Here is a 26,770-nt window from a genome sequence, read left to right on the forward strand (position 1 = left end):
CCCGCGGCGTCACCGGGACGCGCGGGCCGTCGGGTGAGGGGTGGCCGGACCGCCGTGCGGTCCGCGATCCACGCTAACAACCCCGACCGGTGTACGCGCGCAGCCGCGCGTCGGGTGTTGACCGATCGGACGAGCCGCCCCGTAGTCCTATCCGTGGGACTCGAAGCGGGTTCGGTCCCGTTCACGGGACCGACCATCCAGAGTCGATCGGCACGCCTTGATCCGTGTCCGTACCGCTTCATAGCGTGAGCTTCCGTGATCCTTCGGGGAGGACCAGAACGCATGGGTGTTGACGCTCACCACGCCGCCGGCCGTACCGTGCAGTTCCTGCGGTCCCTCGCCGAGCGGCAGTACGACCGGGTCTGGATCCCGGACTTCCTGCATCTGACCCCGGACGTGCAGGGCTTCGCCGTGTTCCACCGCGGCGGCCTGGTGCTGGTCTACGGCGCGGTGTCACCGGAGGACCCGGCCCGCTGGGTCTTCCGGATGGCCTGCGTGGCCGGCGCCGACGTGCCCGACATCTCCGGGGCGATGGCCTGGGCGAACATCCGTAACCGGCTGGCCGAGGCCGGGCGCTACTACTGCGTGGTCAAGTCCGACCAGAGCGCCTGCCACGTGGTGTTCGCGCTCGACGTCCGCAGCCCGCTGCTCGACGACGTCACGGCGCCCGACGCGCAGGCGGTGCGGGAACTGCTGCACTTCTCGCTCGCGGTGTGCGTCCACAACGCCGTGGCGGACTTCCGCGACCTCGCGTCCTACCTGCCGGCGCGGCCGCTGGCGCCGACCGAGATCGACGCCTGGACGCTGTTCGCCGGCACCCAGGACTGACCGGACGGTGGCGGCTCGACGGCCCGGCGCAGCCCCGCGACCTGCACGAAGATGTCCCGCTTCGCGGTCGCGGTGCCCCGGCGGTTGAGCACGTAGCCGGTCAGCCAGATCCAGCCCATGTGCGTCACCTCGGCGCCGACCGACACGACCCGGAACGTCAGCGCCCGGTCGCCGCCGAACTGCACCGACGCGCGGCCGTCGACTCGCAGCAGGTCACCGGGTTGCGGGGAACGCACGGCTCTACCAGTGGCCGTCGTTCGGCGGGCGGCACTCGCGGGCGTGCATGGCCTGCCAGTCACGCAGGGCGCGCTTCAGCCTGTCGTTCTCCTGCGCGACCGGGCGTACCCGCCGGTGCAGCTCGGAAAGCTCGTCGGCGACCCGGGCCTGGAACTCGCGCACCTGAGCGGGGTCGACACCTCGCCGATGCGGGTCGAAGGCGTGGGTGCGCACCTCGTGCGGGGTCAGCCGGGCAGGTAGGGCGGTCAGGTAAGGCCGGCCGGATCGATGCGGCGTCATGTCGGTCCTTCCAGGAGCGGGGGACAGGTGCGGTGGGTCTGGAGGGCGGGCCGTCCGCACGCCGGCCGCGGACGGCCCGCCCGCTGCGCCCCCGCAGCCCGGATCGGCGGTACGGAGGCGGGGCAGTCCGGAGGGTCGGGACGGGTACGCGCACCCGCCCCGACCGGGGGATGAGCCGAACTCGTTGCCACGCGAGGACCGGCTCGGAGCCAACTTATATAGACATGTCAGATGAGTCAACGTTACTTGTTGGGCGCGTCGCGTTGTGATCGAATCGGGGTCGCCACGCGAGGAGTGCCATGCGAGAAGTGCCGGATTACTGGCGCATCGCCGACGATGTGATCGCCGATGTCAGAGGGAAGAAGCTGAAGCCGGGGGAAAAGCTGCCCTCAATCGCTGAGCTGCGCGAGCGCTACCGCGTGAGTCATGGGACCGTCCAGATGGCGTATGCGCGTCTCGAAGCGTTGCGGGTGATCCGGCGACAGCAGGGCAAGGGCGTCTTCGTGACGGACCCGAAGACCTGGATGCGCGAGCCGTAACCGGCGTCGGTCCAGAAGTGCCGCAGCGGGTCGCCCAGGGCTCGACCCCCGACCCGCCGCTCTGCGACTCGCCATACTGTCGTCGATGACTGCGGACGTGCGTACCGAAGACGGTTGTCGCCTGTGGGCCGACCGGGTCGGCGCCGGCGCGCCGCTGGTGCTCTGCCACGGCGGCCCGGGCATCTGGGACTACCTCGGCCCGGTCGCCCGGCTGCTCGACGGGCACGCCCGTGTCGTTCGGTGGGACCAGCGCGGCTGCGGGCGTTCCCAGCGGGGCGGTCCGTACACGATCGACCGCTTCGTCGCCGACCTCGACGCGGTACGCGAACACCTGGCCGGACCGCGAACGGCAGTGCTGGGCCACTCGTGGGGCGCGCACCTGGCGCTGCGGTACGCGATCGAGCACCCGGAGCGGGTCAGTCACCTGATCTACGTGTCCGGCACGGGGATCGACCCCGGACGCGGCTGGCATCCACACTACGAGCGGAATCTCAAGCGGCGGCTCGGGCCCCATCTGAACCGGTGGAAGGCACTGGGTGCGCGCACCCTCACGCCTGCGGAGGAACGCGAACGGGCGGTCCTGCAATGGTCGGCCGACTTCGCCGACCCTGACGCCGCCATGACGCACGCCGAGGCCATGGCCACGCCGTGGCTGGGCATCAACCACGACTGCAACCGGGCCGTCAACGCCGAGGTCAAGCAGGAACTCCGCGCCTCCCCGATCGCCACGCGGTGCCGGTCACTCGACGTCCCCGTGCTGATCATCGACGGCCCCGAGGACATCCGCCCCCGCTGGGGCGTCGACTCGCTGGAAAAGGCGCTGCCGAACTGCGAGCGGGTCAGCCTACCCGGATCCGGTCACCTGCCGTGGGTCGAGAATCCACACGGCTTCCGTCGGGTCGTGGCCACCTTCCTCGATGCGACCGTGTGAGCCGACGTCCGGAACCCGTTGGCGGAAGCCATCGGTAGCGGTCTGTCGCGGAGATCGGTACTTACGGCTGCCGCGGTCCCGGCGACGGGACCGCTAGAGTCGTCGCGTGATCGACCGGAAACTGCTCCTGTCCGACCTGCAGAAGCAGGCCGAGAAGCGGGAGAAGGACCTGCGGGAGCGGGCCGATCCGGTCGATGAGATGCGCCTCCACCATCCGCTGCCGAAGGACGAGTGTGCGCATTCCTGGTCGCTGGCCGCTGCGTTCGTGGCGACGCGTCACCACTGCCTGCCCGATCCGGAAGAGACGGCCTTCGACCGTTCAGCGGCGTACCCGGTGGAATTGAGCCGGGAGATCGACGATCTGGCGCGGCGGCTCGACAGGGTGACCCCGGCGGCGGTTGCCGCCTCCGGGGTGCCGACCCGCAAGCGGCTGGATGCCGCCGGCTACGAGTGGCACTGCGTTCGTGGCGTGATGATCGGACTGCAGGAGGAGCTGGACTGGCAGGTCTACTCGCTCTACGGGCTGCTGGACGACGACCTGACCGCGCCGGAGAGCGTCCGGCCTCCGATGCAAGCGCCGGGGGAGCGGGCGTTCGAGATCGTGCTCGCGCGCAAGATGCGTGACGAGGGCCTGGAGACGCAGTGGTTCGAGCGGCACCGGTCGAAGCCGATCACCGAGCTGCCGGCGTACTGGAGGCCTGAGTACCGGGCGATCGTGGAACGGCGGATCGCGCTCATCGAGGGCAACCGCACCGTCGGGCTGATCGAGCGGCCGGAGTACAAGCGGCGGTGGGCCACCGAGGGCTGGGACGCGATGCAGCGCAAGGCGCTGCGGGACTGGCTGCTCGACCGGTGCGAGGCACGGGAACTGTCGTGTCACCACGTCGACGGCCCCGAACAGCCGCGTGCGCTGACCACCGCCCAGCTCGCCGACGAGCTGCGCCGCGACGCCGACGTGCTGGCCGTCGCGGGCATCCACGCCCCCGGCCAGGATCTCGGCCAGGTGATCGCCGACCTGATCGCCGACGAGCACCCAACTCCTCACCGAGACCACTGACCGTCTGCACCTCAAGCTGTGAACAGGGTGCACAGCATCGCTCTCCACCCTCCCCACCTGTCAGGAGCCGAGAATGGGTAACGAGATTCAGCTGGTCAGCGACGGTGACGGGCTGGCGGTCATCGGAGAACCGACGGCTGTCGAGCGCTTCCTCGTCTCCGAGGGCCTCCCGTCCAGAGACCTCGGGCTGCCTCGGCTCGGATCTGTCCTCAAGGTCGGGGCGACAGCGGCACAGGCTGGTTCCGAGATCGCCGCCCACTCGGGTCGATGGGTGCAGCTGACGAAGGAGTCAGCGCAGGCCGTCCACAAGTACGGTCTGATGCCGAGCAAGACGCCGGGTGTCAGCCACGCGATGGTGGGAGATCCAGGCTCGATCCAGAAATGGCTCCAGATCTCGAAGGGGCCTGGGGTGATCACCGCCAACCCGGCGCTGCTGGCCGGTGCTGCGGGACTCATGGCGCAGCTTGCGATGCAGCAGAGCATGAAGGAGATCACCGACTATCTCGCCACGATCGACGAGAAGGTCGACGATGTGCTCCGCGCCCAGAAGGACGCGGTGCTGGCGCGGATGATCGGCGTGGGCTTCGTCATCGAGGAGTCCATGACCATCCGCGAGCAGCGAGGTCGGGTCGACGAGGTCACGTGGTCGAAGGTGCAGGGCGCACCGGCGACGATCGCAGAAACCCAGGCGTACGCGTTGCGTCAACTCGACGCGCTCGCGGAGAAGTTGGAGCGTAAGGCCGCTATCGGTGATCTCGCCAAGGCGGCCAGGGAAGCGGAATCCAAGGCACAGGAGTGGCTCGTCGTCTTGGCTCGCTGCTTCCAGCTGCAGGACGCGATTGCCGTGCTCGAACTCGACCGGGTGCTGGATGCGTCGCCGGACGAGTTGGACGGGCATCGCGTCGGGCTGAGGAACGCCCGGCAGAAGCGGCTCGAACTCATCTCCCGGTGCACCGAGCGTCTGCTGGCTCGCATGGAAGCGGCCGCGGGCAGGGCGAACGCCAAGGTGCTGCTGAACCCGATGGACTCACCGGCGGTGGTGAAGTCGAGCAACCACGTGTCGGCGGCCATTGTCGGCTTCCACGGGCGGCTCGGGATCGAGGGTGATCGGCAGTCGTCGGAGGCGAGACGATGGACGGACGCGGCCATCGAGGTGCGGGACAAGGCACTCGAGACAGGGGCAGAGGGCGTCGGTGCCGCCGTGCGCCTCGGCACCGACACCTTCGACCGGGCCAAATGGGCGACCGGCAAGCTCTCCGGCCGGGTCGGCGGGTGGTCGTTGCGCCGGCGAGGGGACGACGACGAACTCACGGAGAAGAAGGGCGGCGACGTTTGATCAGGAGAGAGAACGCGACCTGAAAATCGCGACCTGTCGCGTCTGGCGTGGTGGAGGACTGACCGGGACCCGGTTTGCGTCCTCGTGACGGGACTTGACGACGTGGACACGCGAATCCTGACTGGTCGGGTTCGTGACGCCGGTCGGGGTAGCGACAAGATCCGTTCTGGTGCAGGCTGGCGGTGTGAAGGCCTTCGTCGGAGTCACGGACGAGAAGTGGTACCGGTTCCTGGCGGCGCGCCCTGATCTGAACGAGGTGAACTTCTGGCGTCCCTCGGGTGGTGCATTTCGTGCGCTCACACCTGGCGAGCCGTTTCTCTTCAAAGCCCACTATCCGTTCAACCGCGTCGTCGGCGGTGGCTTCTTCAGCGGCTTCACACAGCTGAAGATCTCGGAGGCGTGGAACCTCTTCGGTGAGGGCAACGGCGTCGCGAGCCTCGACGAGATGAGGCGTAGCGTCGGGCGGTACCGGAAGCAGCCAATCGGGCCGGGAGAGGATCCGGTGATCGGATGCATCTTCGTTCGTGACAGTGTCTTCTTCCCCGACGGCTCTACGGTCGATCCGCCCCCTGGCTTCGCACCCAACGTCGTACAGGGCAAGACGTACGATCTCGCAGATCCAGTCGCTGCGGACTATTTCAGTCTTGCCCTTCACCGCCTTCTGGGTGGAGAGGTCGAAGTGGACCTTCGTGAGCCATGGCATCGCCCCGGTCCGGTCTACGGAGATCCACGGCTCGTGCCCCAGCGTCTCGGCCAGAAGTCGTTCAAGGCGGTGGTGCTCGGTGCGTACGGCCGCCGCTGCGCAATCACGGGCAACAAGTTGCAACCGGTGCTCCAGGCGGCGCACATCCGGCCACTGCCTGCGGGTGGCGAGCATCGGATCGACAACGGCATGCTGCTCAGGTCCGATGTCCACATCCTTTTCGATCAGGGCTACCTGGGTGTGGACCCGAGGTATCGCCTGATGGTGAGTCCGCGCCTGCGAAGCGAGTTCGGCAACGGCGACCAGTTCTACGCGAAGGCCGGGTCCCTCATCGCGATCCCGGAGCGACGTGGAGACCGGCCCAGAGCCGAGTTCCTGGAGTGGCACCTGGAGTCAGTGTTCAAAGCAGCCTGACTGCTGAGTCGCCTCCGCTGCTGACGTTGTGGAGATCTTGGTACGAAAGGGCCCTCATGGGGGCCGTTTCGTACCAAGATCTCTTCGTGTCTCGTCTGGTGGGACAGCGCCGCCGAGAAATCGACGCAGCAACATTTATGGATGTTCGGATGGTGTCGGACGGTTGATCGTCCTGGTCGGATGGCGGAACGGACATCGCCGTTCGACGATGACAGGAGGGACCGTGCGCACACCATCCCGTGCGTTGACGGGGACCACCGCGCTGCTGCTGGCAGCCGGTCTGGTCCTGACCGCCGCTGGCGGCGGCCAGGCGGCACCCCGGGAACAGACCCGTACCCAGGCGCCACCCGACCACCTGCCGGGCGACCGGCACGACACCAAGGCCACTGACAACCGCAAGGGCCGCGTTCTCGCCAGCGAGCGGCAGCGGGACCGGGCCGCCGCGCTCGGCGCGCGGGTGCGCTGGACCGATTTCGGTACGCCTGCCACGCTCACCTCGACCGGCAAGCCGCTCGCCACCGGCCTGCCCGCCGACCCGGCCGCCGCCGCGCGCGCGTACGTGGCAGCCAACCGGGACGTGCTGGGCCTGACCGCCGAGGGCGCGGCCGCGCTGGAACTGCTGACCGTGGCGCCGATGGGGCAGGGCGCGACGGTGCTGTTCCGGCAGCGCTTCGGCGACCTGCCGGCCGCCGTCGACGGCATGCTCTCGGTCGGCGTACGCGACGGAGCGGTGTGGCACGTCAGCTCCTCGCTGGCCCGTGACGTCGGTACGCCGGCCCCCGCCACGATCAGCGCCGAGCAGGCCCGCAAGGCCGCGATCGCCGACGCCGGCCGTGCCGACGCGCAGGTCGTGCGTACCTCATTGGTCGCGGTGCCGACCGCGGACCGTGGGCCGCGCGCGGCGTGGGAGGTGGTCCTCGGCGCGGACACCACAGGCGCGGACCCGGCCGCCTACTCCACCTACGTGGACGCCCGCGACGGCGCGGTGCTCGTTCGCGAGGACCTGATCGACCACGACGCCGACCACCCCTCGTGGGAGGTCTTCCCGAACTCGCCGCGTGTCGACGGGTCCTCGGCCGACACCCGCAAGCGGTGGTGCGCCGTGCCGGCGCGCGGCTGCGCCGAGGTGGTGGGCGTGCCCGGGCACCCGGCGTGGGACGTGGACCCGGCCACCGGCCAGTCCACCACCACGACCAAGGGCAACAACGCGATCGCGGTGCAGAACTGGAACAGCAACGACCCGTTCAGCGTCGGCACCGAGACCGCGACGCCCCGCCCGGACCGCAGGTACGACTACCCGTGGACGAACCAGTGGCAGGAGCAGCGCTGCAACCCGGAGGTGTTCACCTCGCCGCAGGCGAACGACATCGACGCGGCGCGGGCGAACCTGTTCGCCATGCACAACCGGATGCACGACTGGACCTACCACCTCGGGTTCACCGAGGAGACCTGGAACATGCAGCAGGACAACCTCGGCCGTGGTGGCCTCGGTAACGACCCCGAGCAGGGCAACGCGCAGGCCGGCGGCATCAGCGGCGGTCCGCCCGCGTTCGCGGCGCGTAACAACGCCAACCAGATCACCCCGCCGGACGGCGTCGCGCCGACCACCAACATGTACCTGTGGCAGCCGATGGCGGGCTCGTTCTACGCGCCCTGCGTGGACGGCGACTTCGACATGTCGGTGATCGCCCACGAGTACGGCCACGCGGTCACCAACCGCATGATCGCCGGCCCGAGCGCCGGGGTCAGCTCGCCGCAGGGCATGAGCGAGAGCTGGTCGGACCAGCTCGCCATGGAGTACCTGTTCGAGCACGGGTACGCCGCACCCGGCCGGCGCGGCTTCACCATCGGCGAGTACACCACCGGGGACCCGAACGCGGGCATCCGCAACTACAACATGAGCGACAGCCCGCTGAACTACAGCTCGGTCGACTACGACTTCGTCGGCCTCCAGGTGCACGCCTCCGGTGAGCTGTGGAGCGCCACCAACGCCGACATCCGCGCGGCCATGATGCGCCGCTGGGGCAGCGGCACCCCGGCCGTGCAGAAGGCGTGCGCCACCGGCGCCCGCGACGTGACCGCCTGCCCGGGTAACCGGCGCTGGATCCAGCTGGTCTTCGACTCGTTCCTGCTCATGTCGGTCAGCCAGGTCAGCATGGTCGACGCCCGGGACGCGATGCTCGCCGCCGACCGGATCCGCTTCGGCGGGGCCAACCAGGAGCTGCTCTGGAACGCGTTCGCCGGGCGCGGCCTCGGCGAGACCGCGGCCAGCGTCGGCCACACCGACCCCGACCCCACCCCGGGCTTCACCTCCCCGTACGCGCGGGAGGGCTCGCTGCGGCTCCTGCCGATCGGTGAGCGCGGGCCGGTCGCCGGCGCGCAGCTGTTCGTCGGGCGCTACCAGGCGCGGGCCGTGCCGGTCGCGGACACCGACGCGGCGACCCCGCTGACCGACCGGGTGGACCTGGTGCCCGGCACGTACGAGTTCGTGGTGCGGACGCCCGGCTACGGCCACACCCGCATCGGCCCGGTGAAGGTCAAGGCGGGCCAGAACCGGACGCTGCCGGTGACGTTGCGGCCCAACCTGGCCTCGGCCACCGCGGGCGCGGCGGTCAGCGGCGACGGGATCAACCTGCCGCAGATCGCCGACGACGACGAGGCCACCAACTGGGCCTCGCTCGGTGCGCCGGTCGCCGGCCGGCAGGTCACAGTCGACCTGGCCGGTGACGTCCAGCAGGTACGCCGGGTGCAGGTGAGCGCCATGCTGCGCCCGCCGGTCACCGGTGACGCCGATGCCGGCACCCAGAGCCGGTACTCCGCGGTGCGGCAGTTCCGGATCCTGGCGTGCACCGCGACGGGGCCGGTGACCTGCGCCGACGCGGCGGACTTCCGGCCGGTCTACACCAGCCGGCCGGACGCGTTCCCGGCTGTGGCGCCGCGTCCCCGGGCGCCCGAGCTGATCATGCGGTCGTTCGACATCCCGCGCACCAAGGCCACGCACCTGCGCGTCGAGGTGCTGACCAACCAGTGCACCGGCGCGCCGGACTACGCCGGTGAGCAGGACGACGACCCGCGGGCGGCGACCGACTGCGCCACCGCCAGCCCGCAGGCGCAGAACGTGCGGATCGCCGAGTTCCAGGCGTTCACGCACTGATCCACACGGCGGGTGCGGACAGGCGGCTCGGGTCGCCCGTCCGCACCCGCCATCGTGTGTTCACGCGGGGTTCGGGGCGCCGTCGCCGGATCGGGGCTGTACGGCGGGCAGGATCCTCGACAGACTGAGCGGTGACCAGGAAATGATGCTGGTCGATGTCCTGCCGGCTCGCTCAAGGAGGATCCCTTGACCCCGTTCCGCGCCGCCGTCACCCGCGTACGCCGCGCCCTCGCCGCGTCCGCCCTGGTCACCGCCGTGGCCGCCGCCGCGCTCGTCGCCCCGTCCACGGTCTCCACCCGGCTCGCCGAGCCCGCCGCGGCCGCCGTCTACGGCTCCTGCACGCAGTCCCGCTGCGCCGACGCGCGCACCGCCCGTTCCGGCTGGTCCGCCAAGAGCTTCCCGACGAGCCGCGGCTGGTACTCGTGGAGCGGCGGCCAGTGCAACTTCGCCGGCGGCCGGTTCTACAACTACGAGGGCCAGTTGCCCTCCGGCGCGACCTACTACGAGTACGACGTCTACCCGCGCGCCTGCAACGCCTCCCGGGACGCGTACCGGATCGTGGTCAACAAGAGCACCGGCGCGACCTGGTTCTCACCCGATCACTACGCCAACTTCTACCGGCTCTGAGCAGCCTCGACGCCGACCGGGCATTCCCCGCCCGGCCGGCACCGTCGGGAAAGGACGGATCCATGGGCGCGGCGTCTTCGCAGGCACCGGCCTGGCTCGTGTACGACGGCGCGCCGCCCGAGCCGGACGGCGGCGCGACCGTACCGGGCTCGGACGGCGGCCCACAGTCGGGCGGCGGGGCGCTGCCGGGCGGCGGGGTGCTGCCGAGTGGCGGGACGTTGCCGGCCGGCGGGGTGCTGCCGGGCGGCGGGGCGCTGCCGGGTGGCGTGCTGATGTCCGGCACGCGGGCGCGTACCCGGGCCGGGCTGCACGAGGCGCTGGCCGGGGCGTTGGCGCTGCCCGGCTGGTACGGCCGCAACTGGGACGCCCTCGCCGACGCGCTCGCCGACCGCCTCGACGCCGGCCCGCTGACGGTGGTCGTGGCCGACGCGGCGGACCTGCTCGCCGACGAGCCGCCCGCCCATCTCGGCACGCTGCTCGACGTGCTCGGCGCGGTCGCCGCCGGTGGTCACGAGACGCTGCGGGTGGTGCTGCGCGACGCCCCAGACCGACTGCGAGCCCTGCGTGACCGGGTAGCCGCGGTGCTCGGCCGAGGGGTCGGCACCCCACCCTCCGCCGGCTGACCCCGCCACCCGCGCCGCGCTCAGGCGTGCCGTCGACCAGGCCCGCACAGGCGGTGCACCCCCTCCGTTGCCCTGCCAGGCCTCCTAAAACGGGCGAGTGATCAAGGAGTTTGCGTTCGGATCAGGCCGCCGCAGCGACACAAACTCCTTGATCACCGCCAGGGGGAGGGCCGCCAAGGGCCGGGGAGGGGGTGATCATGAAGTTGGCGGCATTGGGGAGCGCTCTCCGGGCGGTCAACTTCATGATCGACGGGGCGAGGCGGGGCGAGGCGGGGCGGGGGCGAGGTAGGGAGGGGAGGGAGGGAGGGGCGTTAGGCGGGGTGGTCGAGGATGGCGCTGAAGCGTTCCTCGGCCAGGTCCAGCTGGGCGAGGATGTGCTGCTTGACCGGTGGGGACAGCGGTGTGTCCGGGCGGGCCACCAGGTCGCGGAAGATCGGCACCATCGGGCGGTACTTGGTGGCGGCGCGGGTCACCTTCGGCCCGACCGTGTGGATCACGCCCACACCGTTGTCGGTGAAGTCGGACACCTTGATCACCCGCGCCCACGGCTCCCGTTCGAGGCTCGTCGCCACGTGCTCCCGGTACTGCTCGTCGCGGTTCCGGCCCGGGTCGTACGCCGGGTTGGTGACCGCCGCGACGAGCCGGGCGACCCGCGCGCCGAACCGGTCGGACAGCGTGGCGAGCGCCGCCGGGGTCGCCTCCGCCCCTGCGCCGGGATCGAGCCCGGCCAGCTCGGCGGGGTGGTCCTCGACCGCGTCGTGCAGCAGACCCGCGACGATCACGTCCACGTCCCGCACCTGGTAGTGGTGCATCAGGCGGATCGCCACACGTAGCAGGTGGTTGAGGTAGGGCTCGCGTACCCGCCGGTCGTCGCGGTGCAGGTCGGCGGCCAGGTCGAGCGCCTCGGTCAGCCGGTCCCGGGCGGCCTCGTCGAACGCCTCGATCTCCAGCCGGAACCGGGCCAGCAGGCCGGGCTCACCGTGGATCTCGGTGATCGCGTGCATCGGCATGGTGGCGAGGTAGGCGGGGAACTCCATGCGTCTCTTATAGCTGATCTTCGCTAGATCCGGCGCCCGCCGGGCCGCTCGCGTCGCCGGTGAGGCGCTTGACCAGGCGTACGCAGGTGCCCTCCGGCGTGCCGACGATGGTGGCCTCGTCCATCACCCGCGCCATGATCAGCCGTCCCCGGCCGCGGTCGCCGGTGTCGTCGCCGTCAGCCGCGCGCCAGCCGCCCCGGTCGCGTACCTCGATCTCCAGCCGGTCGCCGCGCAGCTCGGCCCGCAATGTGGTGATGCCCTCCCGGGCGAAGCGGTAGCCGTGCTCGATGGCGTTGGCGCACGCCTCGCCGGTGGCGATGAGGACGGTGTCGACGTCCCACTCGCTCACGCCGTGGGCGTGCAGCCAGCCGCGCAGCCGTTCCCGGGTGGCGGCGAGCTGGGCCGGGTCGGCCGGCAGGTCGATGGTGAGGACCGGGCCGACGTCGCCGGATGTCCCACCCGTCACGTCCGGCCCTCCGTCCCGTGCCCGTCCCCGGACCTGGGCGCCCACTCGCGCTGTCACCGCCTGATTCTCACCCTGTTGTCCCCGGTGGCCGCCGGTTCATTCCCCCGGCGGCAATGTCCGTCAAACGTGATCATTGCGCATCGGGGGCGGCGTGTCAGCCGGCGGGCCGGTGACGACGCCGGGCCGGCGTCCCCGGGGGGACGCCGGCCCGGTCGCCGGGTGGGCTCCGGCGGAGGTCAGAGCGGCAGCCGGCCGGCGCCGGCCCAGGTGTCCACGACGAACGGGACCAGCGGGGCCGGCAGCGGCCGGGCGGCGCGGAGCGTGGGCGTCCACCCGGCGTCGCCGCCGAGGTCGGGGTCGTGGGCGGCGTTGTACGCGGCGCGCAGGTCCACCGGCCGGGGCAGGCGGTCACCCTGCCGGACCCAGGTGCCCCGCTCGGTGAGCGCGGTGCCGCCCCAGTCGTAGAGCAGGTCGGCCGGGGCGGTGTCGCCGGTGAGCGTGAAGAAGTTGTTCTCCGCGTACAGGGCGGACTGCACGCCGACGCCGAGGGCGTACGCGAAGCCGGGCCCGCCGAGCCGGTAGTGGTTCTCGTGCACGTCGACCTGGCCGAACCGCACCCGGGGCAGCCGTTGCAGCGTGCCGTCGAACAGGTTGTGCCGCACCGTGACGTTGAGCCGGCCCACGTCCGGGCCGACCGTGTTCGACGAGCCGATGAGCATCACCTTGTCCCGGCCGGTGAACCGGTTCCAGGAGGCGGTGACCAGGCTGGCGGTGTGCGTGACGTCCAGCGAGCCGTCGTGCACCTGCCAGGGCCGGCCGAAGTAGACGGGCTGCGCGCTGTCCGGGTTGTCGCCGTCGGTGAACGTGTTGTGGTCGATCCAGACGTGCTCGCTGCGCCGGACCGAGATCTGGTCGTACTGGGAGTTCCAGTTTCCGGTGTCGCCGTCGGTCGGCGACCAGGCGGGGAAGCAGTCCCGGGCGTCGGCGAACTCGATGTTGCGGACGATCACGTTGTCCACCCGGTCGATCATCAGCGTCAGGCCGGTGAGCCGGGCGCCGCGCAGGCCGATGATCGTGGTGTTGGAGCCGACGTTGATCTGGGTCTGCCGGGTCTGGGCGGCCACCGACCGCACCCGGGCGGCCTCCAGCGGCCCGCTCGGGTTCGTCCGGCCCCAGGTCGCCGGGTCGTACGCGGCCAGGTAGGCGGGCAGCGAGTACTCCGGGTCGGCCAGGTCCGCGCAGTCCAGCGGGGTGCCGTCCGGGCCCTCGAAACCGTCGACGGTTCCGGCCACGTACACGATCTTGGGGCTGGCGTCGGCGGCGTTCGTGGCGTTGTCGCCGCCGAGCGCGGCGACCAGCTCGGCCCGGGTACGCACGACGCGTACCCGGTCCGGCGCGGCGGCCGACCCGCCGGTGGTGCCGGTGCCCGCGGCGGCCCAGCCGTCGTTCGCCGGGAGGGTCTGGCGGCCGAGCAGTTCGGCGGCCCGGGACGGCCCGCCGGGTGCGGCCGGCGCGGGCGCGGCGGTGGTGAGGACGAGCGCGGCGGTCAGCGCCGCGACGACTGCGGTTCGGGTACGCATGACTCGTTCCGTTCTCTCGGGGACATTCACTGCGCGGGCAGGTCCACCACGTACGGCGGGAGCGCCCACGGCACGCCCGCCTCGGACGGCAGCGCGCCGGTCTCCGCGGCGGCCCGCAGCACCGCGCCGACGCCCCGCACCATCCGCACCCGCTGCGGGCCGTCGCCCGCCTCGCGCACCAGGTCCCCGTCGAGCAGCGCCGGGACGGGTGCGTCCCGCAGCGCGTCCAGCACCGCGGTGAACGGCTCGGTACGCGCCAGCGGTGCGATCAGCGGCGTGCCGTCCGCGCGGTGGTCGAGCAGGTTCGCCAGCAGCCCGCGGCGGCCGGGCACCGGGCGGAGCGCGTCGTCGCCGGGTAGGCGTAGCCGGTCGGTGGGGTACTCCAGCACCGCCCGCCCTCGCTCGCCGGTGACCAGCACCTCCCCGGGGACGTGTTCCTCGGCGGCGAGGGTGAGCGCGGCCAGCACCGGCGGCCCCGCGTGCGGGGTCAGCCGCAGCATGGCGGTGTCGTCCACCTCGATCGGGCGGACCCGGTAGCGCTCGACCTCGATCCGGGCCGGGCGTACCGGCGCGCCGGTGACGGATTCGGCGACGGCGAGGCACTGCATCAGCGCGTGCGCGAGCGGGTTCGCCAGCGCGCCGTCCAGCGCCGGGCGGCCGTCGACCGACCGCCGCCCGGCCCAGGGGGAGCGGGCGTAGTAGGCGTCCGGGCGTTGCCAGGCGGCGAGTGTGGCGATGCCGGTGACCGGGGCGAGCCGCCCGAGCGCGCCGGTCAGTTCGGTCAGCGCGGCTGAGCCGAGCGCCTGGAAGTTGACCTGCACGGCGCGGCCGGCGACGTCCGCGGCGGCGGCGAGCGTCAGGTGCTCGGCGAGGTCGAGCACCGGCGGCTTCTCCAGCAGCAGGTCCGCCCCGGCGGCGAGTACGTCGAGCGCGATCGGCAGGTGGGTGTGCGGCGGCGTGCAGACCACCACCACGTCGGGGCGGGCGGCGGCGAGCATGGTCCGGTGGTCGGTGAAGACGCCGGTCTCCGGCGGGACGGGCGCGTCCGGCTCGGCCTCCAGCGGGCGTACGTCGACCAGGGCGACCAGGCGCGCACGCCCGGCGGCGTGCAGTTCCGCGATAGCCCGGCGGTGCCAGCGGCCGTGCCCGTTCGCCCCGATCAGCGCCGCCCGCGGCGGGTCGTTGCCGCGCACCGGCGACCCGCGGCGGGTCGCTGCCCACCCGCTGGTCACCGGGCGTCCGCCAGGGTCGCCCGGACGCCGTGCCGTTCCAGCGCGGTGAGCCAGCCGGTCACGTCGGCGCGGACCTCGTCGTCGGCGGCCAGGTCGGCCGGGAACACCTCGCGCAGCGCGAAGACCGCGTCGACCACCCCGGCCGGGGTGTGCGCTCCGGCGGCGAGCGCGGCGCGCAGCCGGTCGGCGAGCGGGTCGTCCAGCGGCAGCGGCCGGCCGTCGTCGGCGTACCCGAGCAGGAACCGCAGCCACGCGGCCACCACGAGCGCGCTCCACCGCGCCGACCGGCCGGCCGCCCGCAGGTCGGCGACGGTGTGCAGCACCCGTTGCGGCAGCTTCTGCGAGCCGTCCATCGCGACCTGCGTCGTCCGGTACCGGATCGCCGGGTTGGCGAAACGGGCGAGCACCTGCTCGCCGTAGTCGGTCACGTCCACGCCGGGTGGCGGGGTGAAGCTGGGCGCGATCTCCTCGGTGACCAGCCGCCGCAGCACCGCATCCAGGTGCGGCAGCGTCAGCGCCTCGGCCACCGTCTCCGCGCCGGCCAGCGCCCCCAGGTACGCGGTGGCGGAGTGCACGCCGTTGAGGGCCCGCAGTTTCAGCCGCTCCCACGGGCCGGCGTCGTCGGTGAGTACCGCGCCGGATCGTTCCCAGGCCGGTCGCCCGCCGGGGAAGTCGTCCTCGATCACCCACTGCGACCACGGTTCGGCGGCGACCGCCGCCAGGTCGGTCACGCCCAGCGCCCGCCGGGCGGCGTCCCGGGTCTCGTCGGTGCTGGCCGGCACGATCCGGTCCACCATGGTGCCAGGGCAGGTGACGGCCGTGAGCACCCGCTCGGCTGTGGCGTCCGGCACCCGGGCCAGCGCGAGGCACTGCTCCACCAGCCCGCGCAGTCGCCGCCCGTTGGCGGGCAGGTTGTCGCAGCTCACCAGCGCCAGCGGCCCGGCGTCGGCGGCGGCGCGGGCGAGCAGCCCGCGCACCAGCAGGCCCGGCACGGTGCGCGGGGGACGGCCGGTGGTCAGGTCGGCGGTCAGGTCCGCGTCCACTGTGAGCGCGGCGGTCACCGGGTCCAGCCGGTACGCCTTCTCGGTCACCGTCAGCGTGACCACCCGGATCGCCGGGTCGGCGAGCAGGCCGACCACCGCGTCCGGGTCGCTCGCGGCATGCCGTACCCCGGTCAGCGCGCCGATCGCCCGGGTGGACGCGCCCTCGGCGGCGAGCGTGGTGACGCTGAACAGGCAGTCCTGCGCGGCGAGGGCGTCGACCACGCCGGTGCTGCGCGGCGCGACGCCGATGATGCCCCAGTCGCCGCCGGCCGCGCCGACCGCCGCCTCGGTGTGCACGGCCTGGTGGGCGCGGTGGAACGCGCCGAGGCCGAGGTGGACGATGCCGGCCGGTACGGTGCCGGGGCGCAGCAGTGGCCGGGACTCCTGCGGCAGGCGGCGCAGCGTGGCCAGGCCGAGCCGGTCGGTGGTCAGCGCCATGCCGGACCGTCCGGGAAGCGGAACTGCGCGATCGACTCCGGGCGCATGGTGGCGCTGTAGCCGGGCGCGGTGGGCAACAGGTAGCGTCCGCCCCGGGTGCGGACCGGGTCGGTGAAGTGCTCGTGCAGGTGGTCGACGTACTCGACCATCCGGCCGTCCAGGCTGGTGCCGACGCGCAGGTGGTCGAAGATCGCGAGGTGCTGCACGTACTCGCACAGGCCCACGCCGCCGGCGTGCGGGCACACCGGCACGCCGAACTTGGCCGCCAGCAGCAGTTCGGCGAGCACCTCGTCCACGCCGCCGACGCGGCAGGCGTCGACCTGCATCACGCCGATCGCCTCGGCCTGGAGCAGCTGCTTGAAGATGACCTTGTTGGCGGCGACCTCGCCGGTGGCGACCCGGCAGCGTCCGCCGGTCAGCTCGTCCACCGCACGGGCGATCCGGGCGTGCCCGAGCACGTCGTCGGCGTGCGTGGGCTCCTCGATCCAGTACGGGTCGACCTCGGCGAGCACGCCCATCGCGGCGATCGCCTCGTCCACGTCCCACACCTGGTTGGCGTCCATCATCAGCAGCGCGTCCGGCCCGATCTCGGCCCGGATGATCCGGGCCCGCCGCAGGTCGTCCTCGATCCGCCCGCCGACCTTCATCTTCATCGCGCGCCACCCCTGCGCGTACGCGTCGCGGGTCAGCGCGCGCACCTGCTCGTCCGGGTAGCCGAGCCAGCCGACCGACGTGGTGTACGAGGGGAACCCGTCGCGTTCCAGCGCGGCCAGCCGGTCGGTGAGCCCGTCGCGTCCCTTGTCCAGGATGGCCGCCGCCTCGTCGGGGGTGAGCGCGTCGGTGATGTGGTGGAAGTCGATCGTCGCGACCAGTTCGTCGGTGGGCGCCTCGGCGAGGAACCGCCACATCGGCTTGCCGGCGAGCTTGGCGCGCAGGTCCCACACGGCGTTGACGAGCGCGCCGGTGGCCATGTGGATCACGCCCTTCTCCGGGCCGAGCCAGCGCAGCTGCACGTCGGCGGTGAGCGAGCGCCAGAACGCCACGGGTTCGGCGGCGATCTCGGCGATCGTGCGCCCCCGGACGTGGTGGGCGAGCGCGCGTACCGCCGCGCAGGTGATCTCGTTGCCCCGGCCGTTGGTGAACGTGAACCCGGTGCCGGTGGGCCCGCCGTCGGTGGTCAGCTCCACGTACGTGGCCGAGTAGTCGCCCCTGTTGATGGCGTCCGAGCCGTCGCCGCTGGCGGCGGTGGGGAAGCGCACGTCGTGCACCTCGACGTCGACGATTGTGGTCATGCGGGTCCGCCTCCGAACTTGAAGACCTGCTTCGGCAGCCGGTACGCCAGGTCGACGATCGTCTCGGCGGCCTCGTCCTCGCCGAGGCGGTGCTCGGCGACGAGGCGGGCCAGGAAGCCGGCGTCGACCCGGCGGGCCACGTCGTGGCGTACCGGGATGGAACAGAACGCGCGGGTGTCGTCGACGAACCCGGCGGTGTTGTAGAAGCCGGCCGTCTCGGTGACCGCCTCCCGGAACCGGCGCAGCACCTCGGGGGAGTCCAGGAACCACCAGGGCGCGCCGAGGCGCAGCGCCGCGTACCCGCCGGCGAGCGGGGCGAGTTCCCGGGTGAACGTGTCCTCGTCGAGCGTGTAGAGCACCACAGTGAGGCGGGGGTCGTTGCCGTGCGCGTCGAGCAGCGGGGCGAGGCCGTGCACGTACTCGGTGGCCTGCGGCACGTCGCCGCCCACGTCGCGGCCGTGCCGGGCGTGCAGCCAGCGGTTGTGGTTGCGGACCGCGCCGGGGTGCAGCTGCATGACCAGGCCGTCGTCGAGCGACATCCGGGCGAACTCCAGCAGCATGTGCGCCCGGAACGCCTCCGCGTCGCCCGTGTCGGCCAGGCCGCGCCGGCCCCTGTCGAACAGGGCCGCGGCCTGCGCCGGGCCGAGATCGAGGGTACGGGCGGTGGGGTGCCCGTGGTCGGTGGAGGTGGCCCCGGCGGCGGCGAACGCCTCCCGCCGTGCCCGCAGCGCGGCCAGGTATCCGGCGTACGTGCCGGTGTCCTCGCCGGAGACCTCGGCGAGCCGGTCCACGTTGGCCGACCAGTTGCCGAACTCCATGTCCACCACGTCGTCGGGGCGGAACGTGGTGACCACCCGGCCGCCGGGCCCGCCCCAGCCGTCGGCGGCGAGCTTGGCGTGCCGGCCCAGGTCGTCCAGCGGGGACTCGGTGGTGGCGAGCACCTCGATGCCGAAGCGTTCGAACAGCGCCCGGGGCCGGAACTCCGGTTCGGCCAGGCGCGCGGCGAGCGCGTCGTAGACGGCGTCGGCGGTGGCCGGGCTCAGCGGCGTGTCGACGCCGAACACGTGCCGGAACGTCTGCTCCAGCCACAGTCGCGACGGGGTGCCGCGGAACAGGTGCCAGTGCGCGGCGAAGCGCCGCCAGATGGTCCGCCCGTCGGTCTCCACCGGGCTGCCGTCGACGCTGGGCACGCCCAGGTCGGCCGGGGGTACGCCCTGGCTGAGCAACATCCGGGTCAGGTAGTGGTCGGGCACGATGAGCAGCCGGGCCGGGTCGGGGAACGGCTCGTCCTCGGCCAGCAGCCCGGGGTCGACGTGCCCGTGCGGCGAGATGATCGGCTGCTCGGCGGCGAGCGCGTACAGCTCGCGGGCCAGGGCGCGCAGCCCGGGCTCGGCGGGCAGCAACAGGTCGCCGCGGGGGATGATCGGCACAGCGAGGGCTCCTCGGTCAGGGCAGGGTGAGCAGGTCGGCGACCCGGACGGGCGCGCCGGTCTCCAGCGAGCGGTTGGCGGCCAGGCCGGTGAGCAGCGCCAGCGCGCCGTCGCGGGCGGTGGCGGCCCGGCCGAGCGGGTCGGGTTCGCCGCCGAGCAGCACCCGGGTCATCCGGGCGTCCGCGCCGCCGTGCCCGCGCCGGGTCCAGCCCTCGACCGGGATCTCCTGGGGCGGCGCCCAGAACGGGCGCAGCGTGAGCCGGGCCGCGCCCCGCTCGACGGCGGCCTCGTCGCCGTGCAGCGCCGCGCCCTTGAGTGCACCGGCGACGGACGGGCTGACGTGGTCGCTCTCGGTCACCTCCAGTTCGAGGCGGCCCCGGCTGCCGTTGACCATGACCCGGTAGCCCTCCCAAGGGGCGTACGCGGTGAGGTGGTAGGTCATCGTGGCGCCGGTGTCGTAGCGGGCGAGCACCGCGAGGTCGTCCTCGATGGTCACGCCGGGGGCGAAGACGTTGCGGTCGCGGTGGTAGCCGTCCTCGGCCTCGGCGTCGAGGTACAGCTCGCGCAGCCTCGGGTGGTCGGCCAGGCGCAGCGCGAACGGGTCGCCGTCGGCGGCGGGGGAGCCGTGCGCCCGGTCGTAGTCGCGGGCGTAGCCGTGCCGGCGGCCGTCCGCGCCGTAGAAGAACAACCGGCCGTACGCGTGCACGTCGACCGGGCGGGCGTCCAGCCACCAGTTGACCAGGTCGAAGTGATGGCCGGACTTGTGCACGAGTAGCCCGCCGGAGACGGACTTGTCGCGGTGCCAGCGGCGGAAGTAGTCGGCGCCGTGGCGCACGTCGAGCAGCCACTCGAAGTGCACCGACCCGATCTCTCCCACCGCGCCGTCGGCCAGCAGCCGCCGGACCTGCTCGTGCAGCGGGTTGTAGCGGTAGTTGAACGCGACAGTCACGCGCCGGCCGGTCTCGGCGACCGCGTCCAGGATGCGGCGGCACCGCTGCGCGTCCACGGTCATCGGCTTCTCCACGACCACGTCGCAGCCGGCGCGCAGCGCCGCCGTCACGTACTCGTCGTGGGCGGCGTCCACGCTTGTCACCAGCGCCACGTCGACCCGCTCCTTGGCGAGCAGGGCCGCGAAGTCACCGGCGGCGTACGTGGGCACCGGCCGGTGGCCCAGCTCGGCCAGCCAGCGGTTGTGCGCGTCCATTCTCCGCTGGTTGACGTCGGCGAACGCGACCAGCTCGGCGGTGTCGGCGTGGTCGAGCGCGAGCGCGCGGACGAACATCTCGGCGCGCGCCCCGGCACCCACCAGGGCGTGGCGGACCCGTTCCCGGGCCGGTGGTGACATGACGTCGGCCTCCCCGGCAGTCGGCTGCAAAGGTTTGCAGCCGAAGAAACCATGACGGTGGATGCGTCGTCAACGGATGGCGGCCAAGCCGCCCTATCCATCCGCATTGATGAGGTTTCGCGCGCCCACCGGGACCGTCGCCGCAATCGAGCCGCAACAATGGACCGTTGACACGGGCGCAACCGTTTGCATTAATGGGCGGCACCCGTGACCCCCACCACATCGGACGAGGGAGCCCGCCGTGCCAGCCACCATCCGGGACGTCGCCCGCGCCTCCGGTGTGCACATCTCCACCGTGTCCCGGACGTTCTCGGCCCCGCACCTGGTCAACCCGGAGACCCGGGTCCGGGTGCTGGCCTGCGCGGAGGACCTCGGCTACCGGCCCAACCGGGCCGCCCGGGCCCTCATCACCGGCCGTACGCACAACATCGGCCTGATCGTGGCCGACATCGCCAACCCGTTCTTCCCGCCACTGATCAAGGCGGCGGAGGGGCAGGCCCGGCACCGCGACTACCACGTGTTCGTGGCCGACACCAACGAGGACCCGGTCGCCGAGGAGGACCTGGTCCACGCCCTGGCCAAGCAGGTCGACGGCGTGCTGCTGTGCAGCCCCCGGATGAGCAACAGCCTGATCGAGCAGGTCAGCCGCGAGGTCCCGGTGGTGGTGATAAACCGCCAGGTCGCCGGCCTGCCCTGCGTGATGATGGACGTCGGGCAGGGCGCCCGGGCCGCGATCGAGCACCTGCTCGGGCTCGGCCACCGCCGGATCGCGCTGCTCGGCGGCCCGCGCGGCTCCTGGACCGCCCGGGAGATGCGCCGCGCCGCGACCGCCGCCGCCCGGGGCGGGGGAGCGGACCTCACCGTCCTCGGACCCAACCAGCCCACCGAGACCGGCGGCGGCGCCCTGGCCGAGCAGGTACGCCGCAGCGGCGTCACCGCCGTGCTCGCCTACAACGACCTGATGGCGATCGGCCTGATCGAAGGGCTGGACGCGCTCGGGGCGCGGGTGCCGCACGACGTCAGCGTCGTCGGCGTCGACGACATCGCGCTGAGCCGGCTCACCCGCCCCAAGTTGACGACGGTGGCCACGCCGACCGCGGCCGCCGGCCGGACGGCCGTCGACATGCTGCTGCAACTCGACTCCGACGCGTCACGCGGCGCCCGGGGCCGGGGCGCGGCGGCCGGCGACCGTCGCACCACCGCACAGGTAATGCTCCAGACCGAACTGGTCGTCCGCGACTCGACCGGGCCCGTCCCCGCGCCCGGCCGGGACGGCACCGGGGCCTGAGCAGGTGGCCCGGGCCCGCACAGCACTGCGGACCCGGGCGGCCCGTGGACGGCCGCCGGTGACGTCGTCGCCTCCCACAGCCGAGGAGTGAGCGCAGATGCACCCCGCAACGTCCCCCACCGCCGGCGTACCCGCCGGGCGGCATCACCGTACCCCCCTGACCCGACGCCGACTCGTCCGCGGCCTGGCCGCCGTCGCGCTCGCCGTGCCGCTCGCCCTGGGCGCGGCGGGCTGTGGCGACGACTCCGCCGGCGGCGACGGCGGCCCGGTCAAACTCTCCGTCTTCTGGTGGGGCGGCGAGGCCCGGGCCAAGCTCACCGAGGACGCACTGGCCCTCTACACCAAGAAGCACCCCGACGTGACGTTCGAGAAGACCTGGCAGGCCAACCAGGGCTACTTCGACAAGCTCGCCACGCTGACCGCCGGCGGCAACCCGCCCGACCTGTTCCAGATCGACGACAACTACCTGGCCGAGTACGCCGGCCGCAGCACCACGCTCGACCTGGGCAGCTACCGCGACTCCGGCAAGCTCGACGTGTCGAAGTTCCCCAAGAGCCTGCTGGAGTACGGCGTGGTCGACGGCAAGCTCGCCGGGGTCGCCGCCGGGGAGAACACCCAGGGCCTGGTCTACAACAAGACGCTGCTGACGAAGAACGGGCTGCCCGAGCCGACCACCGGGATGACCTGGGAGGAGCACATCGCCTGGGCCGAGCAGGTGGCGAAGAAGACGAAGGTGCCCGGCACCCAGGACCCGAGCGCCGACTACAAGGCGTTCTGGGTGTGGCTGCGCCAGCAGGGCAAGGACCTGTACAACGGCAAGGAACTCGGCTTCACCGCCGAGGACGTGACGAAGTGGTTCGAGCTGTGGAAGGGCGCGCGGGACCGGGGCGCCACCCCGACGCCCGACGTCATCCACGAGGGCAACTCCAGCGACATCACCAAGCAACTGGTGGTCACCGGCAAGTCCGCCACCTCCTGGGTCTGGGTCAACCAGATGCCGGACCTGAAGAAGAACACCAAGGACGAACTGGGCGTGGTCGCGTACCCGGGTGACCCGAGCGCGCAGTGGGCGCGGGCCTCGATGTACTGGTCGGTGTTCAAGGGCAGCAAGCACAAGGACGTCGCCGTCGATGTGATCAACTTCCTGAACAACGACCCGGAGGCGGTGGCGCTGCTCGGCACCGACCGCGGTCTGCCGTCCAACATGGACCTGCGCGCCAAGGTCAGCGAGACCGCCACCGACCCGGCCATGAAGCAGTCCATCCAGGTCGAGTCCGACCTGGCGCAGAAGTTCGGCGCCTCGCCCCAGGTGCCGATCAAGGGGCACAGCAAGGTCAAGTCCGAGCTGGTCAAGGCCGCCGAGAACGCCCAGTACGGCCGCGCCACCCCGGCCCAGGCGGCGGAGCAGTTCGTCACCGCCTGCAAGTCCGCGATCGCCTGACCCCACGAAAGGACCGGTCCCGTGGCTCTCACCACGGCGCCCGGCCGGACCCCGCGCACCGGACCGGCCGGCCCTCGCCCCACGCGGCGTCGGGCCGGCCGGGCCCGGCTCGGCGAGGGCCTGGCAGGGTACGTCTTCCTCTCGCCCTGGCTCATCGGACTGATGGGCGTCACGGCGATCCCCATGCTGCTCTCGCTCTGGCTGAGCTTCACCGACTACGACATCCTCACGCCGCTGTCCGAGGTGCGGTGGGTGGGGCTGGACAACTACGAGCGGATGTTCACCGCCGACCCGTCGTACTGGCACGCGGTGCGGGTCACGCTGACGTTCGCGCTGATCGCGGTGCCGCTGAAGCTGGCCGCCGCGCTCGGCGTGGCGCTGCTGCTCAACCGGGCCTGGCGCGGTGTCGGGCTGTTCCGCAGCCTGTTCTACCTGCCGTCGCTGCTCGGCGGCAGCGTCGCGCTGGCCATCGTCTGGGTCAACATGTTCAACCGGGACGGCGCGTTCAACTCGTTCCTCGCCCTGTTCGGCGTCGAGGGGCTGCCCTGGGTCAGCGACCCGGACTGGGCGCTGGAGACGCTGATGGTGCTGGCGATCTGGCAGTTCGGCGCGCCCATGGTGATCTTCCTGGCCGGGCTCAAGCAGGTGCCCACCGAGCTGTACGAGGCGGCGGCGGTGGACGGCGCCGGGGCGTGGCGGCGCTTCCGCGCGGTCACCCTGCCCATGCTCTCCCCGGTGATCTTCTTCAACCTGGTGCTGGAGACCATCAACGGCTTCCAGGGCTTCACCGCCGCGTTCGTGCTCAGCAACGGCACCGGCGGCCCGGTCGACTCCACCCTCATGTACACGCTGAAGCTCTACATCTCCGGCTTCACCGACCTGGAGATGGGCTACGCGTCGGCGATGGCGTGGGTGTTCCTGGTGGCGATCGGCGTGGTCACCGCCGTCTTCTTCAGCACCGGCCGGTTCTGGGTGCACTACTCGGACGGAGACGACTCATGACCGCGCTCACTGTCGCGCGCCGCCGGCCGGGCAGCGGCCGGAACGTCCTGCGGCTCGTCGTGCTCGTGGCGATCGTCGCGGTGGTGCTCTACCCGCTGTTCTGGATGCTCGGCACCTCGGTCAAGTCGCAGGCCGAGATCGCCAACAACGTCGGCCTGCTGCCGGAACGGTTCACCCCCGGCAACTACCTCGACGGCTGGACCAACTTCGACATCAGCTTCGGCCGGTTCTTCCTCAACAGCGCGCTGGTCAGCGGGCTCACAGTCGTCGGCAACGCGCTGTCCTGCCTGCTCGCCGCGTACGCCCTGGGCCGGCTGCGGTTCCGGCTGCGCAAGCTCTGGTTCACCGTCATGATCGGCACGCTGCTGCTACCCGGGCACGTGCTGATCGTGCCGCAGTACATCCTGTTCCGCAGCCTCGGCCTGGTCGGCGGCGACTGGCCGTACCTGCCGCTGCTGGTGCCGCAGTTCCTGGCCACCGAGGCGTTCTTCGTCTTCCTCATGGTGCAGTTCATGCGCGGCATCCCGCGCGAGCTGGACGAGGCGGCCACCATCGACGGCGCGTCCCCGTACGGCGTGTTCCGGCACGTCATCCTGCCGCTGAGCCGGCCGGCGCTGGTCACCACGGCGATCTTCTCGTTCATCTGGACCTGGAACGACTTCTTCCGGCAGCTGGTGTTCCTGTCCAGCCTGGAGGACTACACCGTCCCGGTGGCGCTGACCCTGTTCATCGACTCGACCAGCCAGAGCGCCGTCGGCCCGATGTTCGCCATGTCGGTGCTGTCCCTGCTGCCGGTGTTCCTGTTCTTCCTGGCCTTCCAGCGGATGCTCGTCGAGGGCATCAACACCAGCGGGCTGAAGGGATGACCGCCGTGCCTGCCCCCACCGACGCCGTACCCGACCACCCCGTGCCGGCCCGTGCCGACTGGCGGGACACGCTGCGCGAGGCGACCGACCTGGCGCTGCTCGGCTTCGCCGTGGCCCTCGCCGCGCTGCCGGTGCTCACGCTCGCCCCGGCGCTCGCCACCGCCAGTGCCGCACTGCACGACCGGTCGACCAGCGGTTCCTGGCCCGGCGCGCGGACCAACCTGACCCGGTTCGGCCGGGCGCTGCCCGCCGGGTCGGCGGTCAGCGCCGTCGCACTGGCCGCCGCCGCGCTGCTCGCCGCCGACCTGCTCGCGCTCGCCACCGGCCGGGTGCCCGGCGGCGGGCCCGCGCTCGCGCTCACCGCCGTCGTGGTGGCGCTCCTGCTCGGGTACGCGGGCCTGGTCGCCGTCGCCATCGGGAGCACCGGCGGCCGGGGGTGGCGGGCGGCCGCGCGTGAGGTGGCGCGCACCTGCCCGCAGCGGCCCGGCACCTGGGCCGCCGCCTCCGGCATCTGCGCGCTGGCAGTGCTGCTGGGCGTGCTGGTCACGCCGGTCGCGGTGCCGATCCTCGGCGGGTACGCGCTCGCGGCGCTGCACGCGCTCGATGCCCGCCGTCCGGTCCCCGCCCCGGACCCGTCGTGACCGCCGAACCGCGTTCCGCCGCCGCCGAGTCGAGCCCCGCCGGGACCGACGCCGAACCCCGGCTGGTCGTGGACGGTGCGGAGGTGGCCCGGTACCTAGTCCGGCCCGACCTCGACCCGCGCCACGGCCCTCGGCCGTACCTGCATCCGGTGCGGACCCGGGCCGGCACGCCGGTCACCGACGCGCTCCCGGCCGACCACGTCTGGCACCTCGGCGCGTCACTGGCCGTGCAGGACGTGGACGGCGCCAACCTGTGGGGCGGCCGGACGTACGTGCGCGGCACCGGCTACACCTGGCGCGACGACCACGGCGTCATCGCGCACACCGGCTGGCGGGACCGGGCCGCCGACCGGCTCGACCACGACCTGGAGTGGCGGGACCGGCACGGCCGGGTGCTGCTGCGCGAGCACCGGCGGATCACCGCCACCCCGGCCGGTGAGGACGCCTGGTGGCTGGACCTGTCCGCCACGCTCACCGCCGCCACCGGTACGGACGTGCACCTGGGCAGCCCGGCCACGAACGGCCGCCCGGGCGGCGCCGGGTACGGCGGCTTCTTCTGGCGGGCGGTGGCCGACGGGGAACCGCTGGTGCGCACCGCCGAGGCGGAAGGCGAGGAGGCGGTGAACGGGTCGGCCGCGCCCTGGCTGGCGCTGTCCGCCACCGCGCCGGGCGGCGGCGCGTACACGCTGGTGTTCACCGGCCTGGGGCCGGGCGACAGGTGGTTCGTGCGCACCGCGATGTACCCGGGCGTCTGCGTCGCGTACGCGTTCGACAGCCCGGCGGTGGTCGCGGCCGGGCGGCCCCGGCACAACCGGCACCGGGTGCTGGTCGCCGACGGCCACCTCGACCCGGCCGGCATCGCGGCCCGGCTGGACGCGGCGGTCGTTCCGTGAGCGCGAGGAGTGAGCCGGTCTTGCGAGCCCCGCGGTCGCGGACGAGGG

General features: G+C 72.5%; 25 protein-coding genes. 15 read left to right on the forward strand and 10 right to left on the reverse strand.

Annotated features, from left to right (window positions below):
* The first annotated feature begins 282 nt into the window (after positions 1–282).
* Positions 283–828, forward strand: coding sequence for a hypothetical protein (locus ACN27C_RS22210; protein WP_422747863.1), 546 nt, complete (start codon positions 283–285; stop codon positions 826–828).
* Here ACN27C_RS22210 and ACN27C_RS22215 read toward each other — a convergent pair.
* Positions 756–1,064: a hypothetical protein gene (locus tag ACN27C_RS22215; protein WP_422747865.1), complete on the reverse strand. Its 309-nt coding sequence runs from the start codon at positions 1,062–1,064 to the stop codon at positions 756–758. The two genes, ACN27C_RS22210 and ACN27C_RS22215, sit on opposite strands and share 73 nt — an antisense overlap.
* A gap of 4 nt (positions 1,065–1,068) precedes the next feature.
* Complete coding sequence (locus ACN27C_RS22220) at positions 1,069–1,344, reverse strand: DivIVA domain-containing protein (RefSeq protein WP_422747867.1); 276 nt, start codon at positions 1,342–1,344, stop codon at positions 1,069–1,071.
* 299 nt (positions 1,345–1,643) lie between these two features.
* Between ACN27C_RS22220 and ACN27C_RS22225 the strand changes: the two genes are divergently transcribed.
* The 8 genes from ACN27C_RS22225 (at position 1,644) to ACN27C_RS22260 (ending at position 10,728) form a co-directional block, all read left to right on the forward strand.
* Positions 1,644–1,883: a winged helix-turn-helix domain-containing protein gene (locus tag ACN27C_RS22225; RefSeq protein ID WP_422747869.1), complete on the forward strand. Its 240-nt coding sequence runs from the start codon at positions 1,644–1,646 to the stop codon at positions 1,881–1,883.
* An 85-nt stretch (positions 1,884–1,968) separates the two neighbouring features.
* Positions 1,969–2,814, forward strand: coding sequence for an alpha/beta fold hydrolase (locus ACN27C_RS22230; protein WP_422747871.1), 846 nt, complete (start codon positions 1,969–1,971; stop codon positions 2,812–2,814).
* 106 nt (positions 2,815–2,920) lie between these two features.
* Positions 2,921–3,871: a DUF7008 domain-containing protein gene (locus ACN27C_RS22235; protein WP_422747873.1), complete on the forward strand. Its 951-nt coding sequence runs from the start codon at positions 2,921–2,923 to the stop codon at positions 3,869–3,871.
* Between the two features lie 73 nt (positions 3,872–3,944).
* Positions 3,945–5,207, forward strand: a complete 1,263-nt coding sequence (locus ACN27C_RS22240) for a hypothetical protein (RefSeq protein WP_422747875.1) — start codon at positions 3,945–3,947, stop codon at positions 5,205–5,207.
* Between the two features lie 184 nt (positions 5,208–5,391).
* The gene (locus ACN27C_RS22245; RefSeq protein ID WP_422747877.1) at positions 5,392–6,324 is read left to right on the forward strand and encodes an HNH endonuclease; all 933 of its coding nucleotides are present in this window, start codon (positions 5,392–5,394) and stop codon (positions 6,322–6,324) included.
* A gap of 244 nt (positions 6,325–6,568) precedes the next feature.
* Entirely contained in the window at positions 6,569–9,478 is a 2,910-nt protein-coding gene (locus ACN27C_RS22250) for a M36 family metallopeptidase (protein ID WP_422747880.1), read from the forward strand.
* Positions 9,479–9,664: 186 nt separating this feature from the next.
* The gene (locus ACN27C_RS22255; RefSeq protein ID WP_071094732.1) at positions 9,665–10,105 is read left to right on the forward strand and encodes a ribonuclease domain-containing protein; all 441 of its coding nucleotides are present in this window, start codon (positions 9,665–9,667) and stop codon (positions 10,103–10,105) included.
* A gap of 62 nt (positions 10,106–10,167) precedes the next feature.
* Complete coding sequence (locus ACN27C_RS22260; RefSeq protein ID WP_422747883.1) at positions 10,168–10,728, forward strand: barstar family protein; 561 nt, start codon at positions 10,168–10,170, stop codon at positions 10,726–10,728.
* 311 nt (positions 10,729–11,039) lie between these two features.
* Here ACN27C_RS22260 and ACN27C_RS22265 read toward each other — a convergent pair whose 3' ends face one another.
* From ACN27C_RS22265 to ACN27C_RS22300, 8 genes are all read right to left on the reverse strand, one after another.
* Positions 11,040–11,765 carry an HD domain-containing protein gene (locus tag ACN27C_RS22265; protein ID WP_422747885.1) on the reverse strand — a complete coding sequence of 242 codons (726 nt, stop codon included), beginning with the start codon at positions 11,763–11,765 and terminating at the stop codon, positions 11,040–11,042.
* A gap of 7 nt (positions 11,766–11,772) precedes the next feature.
* Positions 11,773–12,231, reverse strand: coding sequence for an ATP-binding protein (locus ACN27C_RS22270; protein ID WP_120569581.1), 459 nt, complete (start codon positions 12,229–12,231; stop codon positions 11,773–11,775).
* A 236-nt stretch (positions 12,232–12,467) separates the two neighbouring features.
* Positions 12,468–13,811: a pectate lyase family protein gene (locus tag ACN27C_RS22275; protein ID WP_422747887.1), complete on the reverse strand. Its 1,344-nt coding sequence runs from the start codon at positions 13,809–13,811 to the stop codon at positions 12,468–12,470.
* A gap of 26 nt (positions 13,812–13,837) precedes the next feature.
* Positions 13,838–15,043, reverse strand: a complete 1,206-nt coding sequence (locus ACN27C_RS22280) for a Gfo/Idh/MocA family protein (RefSeq protein WP_422747889.1) — start codon at positions 15,041–15,043, stop codon at positions 13,838–13,840.
* Positions 15,040–16,524 (reverse strand): mannitol dehydrogenase family protein, encoded by a 1,485-nt coding sequence (locus ACN27C_RS22285; RefSeq protein WP_422747891.1) that lies wholly within the window; start codon positions 16,522–16,524, stop codon positions 15,040–15,042. The genes ACN27C_RS22280 and ACN27C_RS22285 overlap by 4 nt, the downstream gene beginning before the upstream one ends.
* Positions 16,515–17,816: an enolase C-terminal domain-like protein gene (locus tag ACN27C_RS22290; RefSeq protein ID WP_422747893.1), complete on the reverse strand. Its 1,302-nt coding sequence runs from the start codon at positions 17,814–17,816 to the stop codon at positions 16,515–16,517. The genes ACN27C_RS22285 and ACN27C_RS22290 overlap by 10 nt, the downstream gene beginning before the upstream one ends.
* Positions 17,813–19,246, reverse strand: a complete 1,434-nt coding sequence (gene uxaC, locus ACN27C_RS22295; RefSeq protein WP_422747895.1) for a glucuronate isomerase — start codon at positions 19,244–19,246, stop codon at positions 17,813–17,815. The genes ACN27C_RS22290 and uxaC overlap by 4 nt, the downstream gene beginning before the upstream one ends.
* Before the next feature lie 16 nt (positions 19,247–19,262).
* Positions 19,263–20,591, reverse strand: a complete 1,329-nt coding sequence (locus ACN27C_RS22300; RefSeq protein ID WP_422747897.1) for a Gfo/Idh/MocA family protein — start codon at positions 20,589–20,591, stop codon at positions 19,263–19,265.
* A gap of 241 nt (positions 20,592–20,832) precedes the next feature.
* On the opposite strand from ACN27C_RS22300, the gene ACN27C_RS22305 reads away from it, so the two are divergent.
* The 6 genes from ACN27C_RS22305 (at position 20,833) to ACN27C_RS22330 (ending at position 26,722) form a co-directional block, all read left to right on the forward strand.
* Positions 20,833–21,879, forward strand: coding sequence for a LacI family DNA-binding transcriptional regulator (locus tag ACN27C_RS22305; RefSeq protein WP_422747899.1), 1,047 nt, complete (start codon positions 20,833–20,835; stop codon positions 21,877–21,879).
* Positions 21,880–21,976: 97 nt separating this feature from the next.
* Positions 21,977–23,320, forward strand: a complete 1,344-nt coding sequence (locus ACN27C_RS22310) for an ABC transporter substrate-binding protein (protein WP_393380127.1) — start codon at positions 21,977–21,979, stop codon at positions 23,318–23,320.
* Between the two features lie 21 nt (positions 23,321–23,341).
* Positions 23,342–24,322: a carbohydrate ABC transporter permease gene (locus ACN27C_RS22315; RefSeq protein ID WP_120569590.1), complete on the forward strand. Its 981-nt coding sequence runs from the start codon at positions 23,342–23,344 to the stop codon at positions 24,320–24,322.
* A complete protein-coding gene (locus ACN27C_RS22320; protein WP_120569591.1) occupies positions 24,319–25,188 on the forward strand; it encodes a carbohydrate ABC transporter permease in 870 nt (289 codons plus the stop codon). The genes ACN27C_RS22315 and ACN27C_RS22320 overlap by 4 nt, the downstream gene beginning before the upstream one ends.
* A complete protein-coding gene (locus ACN27C_RS22325) occupies positions 25,185–25,829 on the forward strand; it encodes a hypothetical protein (RefSeq protein ID WP_120569592.1) in 645 nt (214 codons plus the stop codon). The genes ACN27C_RS22320 and ACN27C_RS22325 overlap by 4 nt, the downstream gene beginning before the upstream one ends.
* Positions 25,826–26,722, forward strand: coding sequence for a PmoA family protein (locus tag ACN27C_RS22330; RefSeq protein WP_422747903.1), 897 nt, complete (start codon positions 25,826–25,828; stop codon positions 26,720–26,722). The genes ACN27C_RS22325 and ACN27C_RS22330 overlap by 4 nt, the downstream gene beginning before the upstream one ends.
* Positions 26,723–26,770 lie beyond the last annotated feature (48 nt).

Origin of the sequence: Micromonospora sp. WMMD1219, assembly GCF_049315215.1 — a bacterium.
GTDB classification, from domain to species: domain Bacteria; phylum Actinomycetota; class Actinomycetes; order Mycobacteriales; family Micromonosporaceae; genus Micromonospora; species Micromonospora tulbaghiae.

Coding starts and splice junctions, on each gene's coding strand:
- ACN27C_RS22210 (WP_422747863.1), top strand. CDS start 283: ATGGGTGTTGACGCTCACCACGCCGCCGGCCGTACCGTGCAGTTCCTG.
- ACN27C_RS22220 (WP_422747867.1), bottom strand. CDS start 1,344: ATGACGCCGCATCGATCCGGCCGGCCTTACCTGACCGCCCTACCTGCC.
- ACN27C_RS22225 (WP_422747869.1), top strand. CDS start 1,644: ATGCGAGAAGTGCCGGATTACTGGCGCATCGCCGACGATGTGATCGCC.
- ACN27C_RS22230 (WP_422747871.1), top strand. CDS start 1,969: ATGACTGCGGACGTGCGTACCGAAGACGGTTGTCGCCTGTGGGCCGAC.
- ACN27C_RS22240 (WP_422747875.1), top strand. CDS start 3,945: ATGGGTAACGAGATTCAGCTGGTCAGCGACGGTGACGGGCTGGCGGTC.
- ACN27C_RS22260 (WP_422747883.1), top strand. CDS start 10,168: ATGGGCGCGGCGTCTTCGCAGGCACCGGCCTGGCTCGTGTACGACGGC.
- ACN27C_RS22265 (WP_422747885.1), bottom strand. CDS start 11,765: ATGGAGTTCCCCGCCTACCTCGCCACCATGCCGATGCACGCGATCACC.
- ACN27C_RS22275 (WP_422747887.1), bottom strand. CDS start 13,811: ATGCGTACCCGAACCGCAGTCGTCGCGGCGCTGACCGCCGCGCTCGTC.
- ACN27C_RS22285 (WP_422747891.1), bottom strand. CDS start 16,524: ATGGCGCTGACCACCGACCGGCTCGGCCTGGCCACGCTGCGCCGCCTG.
- ACN27C_RS22290 (WP_422747893.1), bottom strand. CDS start 17,816: ATGACCACAATCGTCGACGTCGAGGTGCACGACGTGCGCTTCCCCACC.
- ACN27C_RS22300 (WP_422747897.1), bottom strand. CDS start 20,591: ATGTCACCACCGGCCCGGGAACGGGTCCGCCACGCCCTGGTGGGTGCC.
- ACN27C_RS22310 (WP_393380127.1), top strand. CDS start 21,977: ATGCACCCCGCAACGTCCCCCACCGCCGGCGTACCCGCCGGGCGGCAT.
- ACN27C_RS22320 (WP_120569591.1), top strand. CDS start 24,319: ATGACCGCGCTCACTGTCGCGCGCCGCCGGCCGGGCAGCGGCCGGAAC.
- ACN27C_RS22325 (WP_120569592.1), top strand. CDS start 25,185: ATGACCGCCGTGCCTGCCCCCACCGACGCCGTACCCGACCACCCCGTG.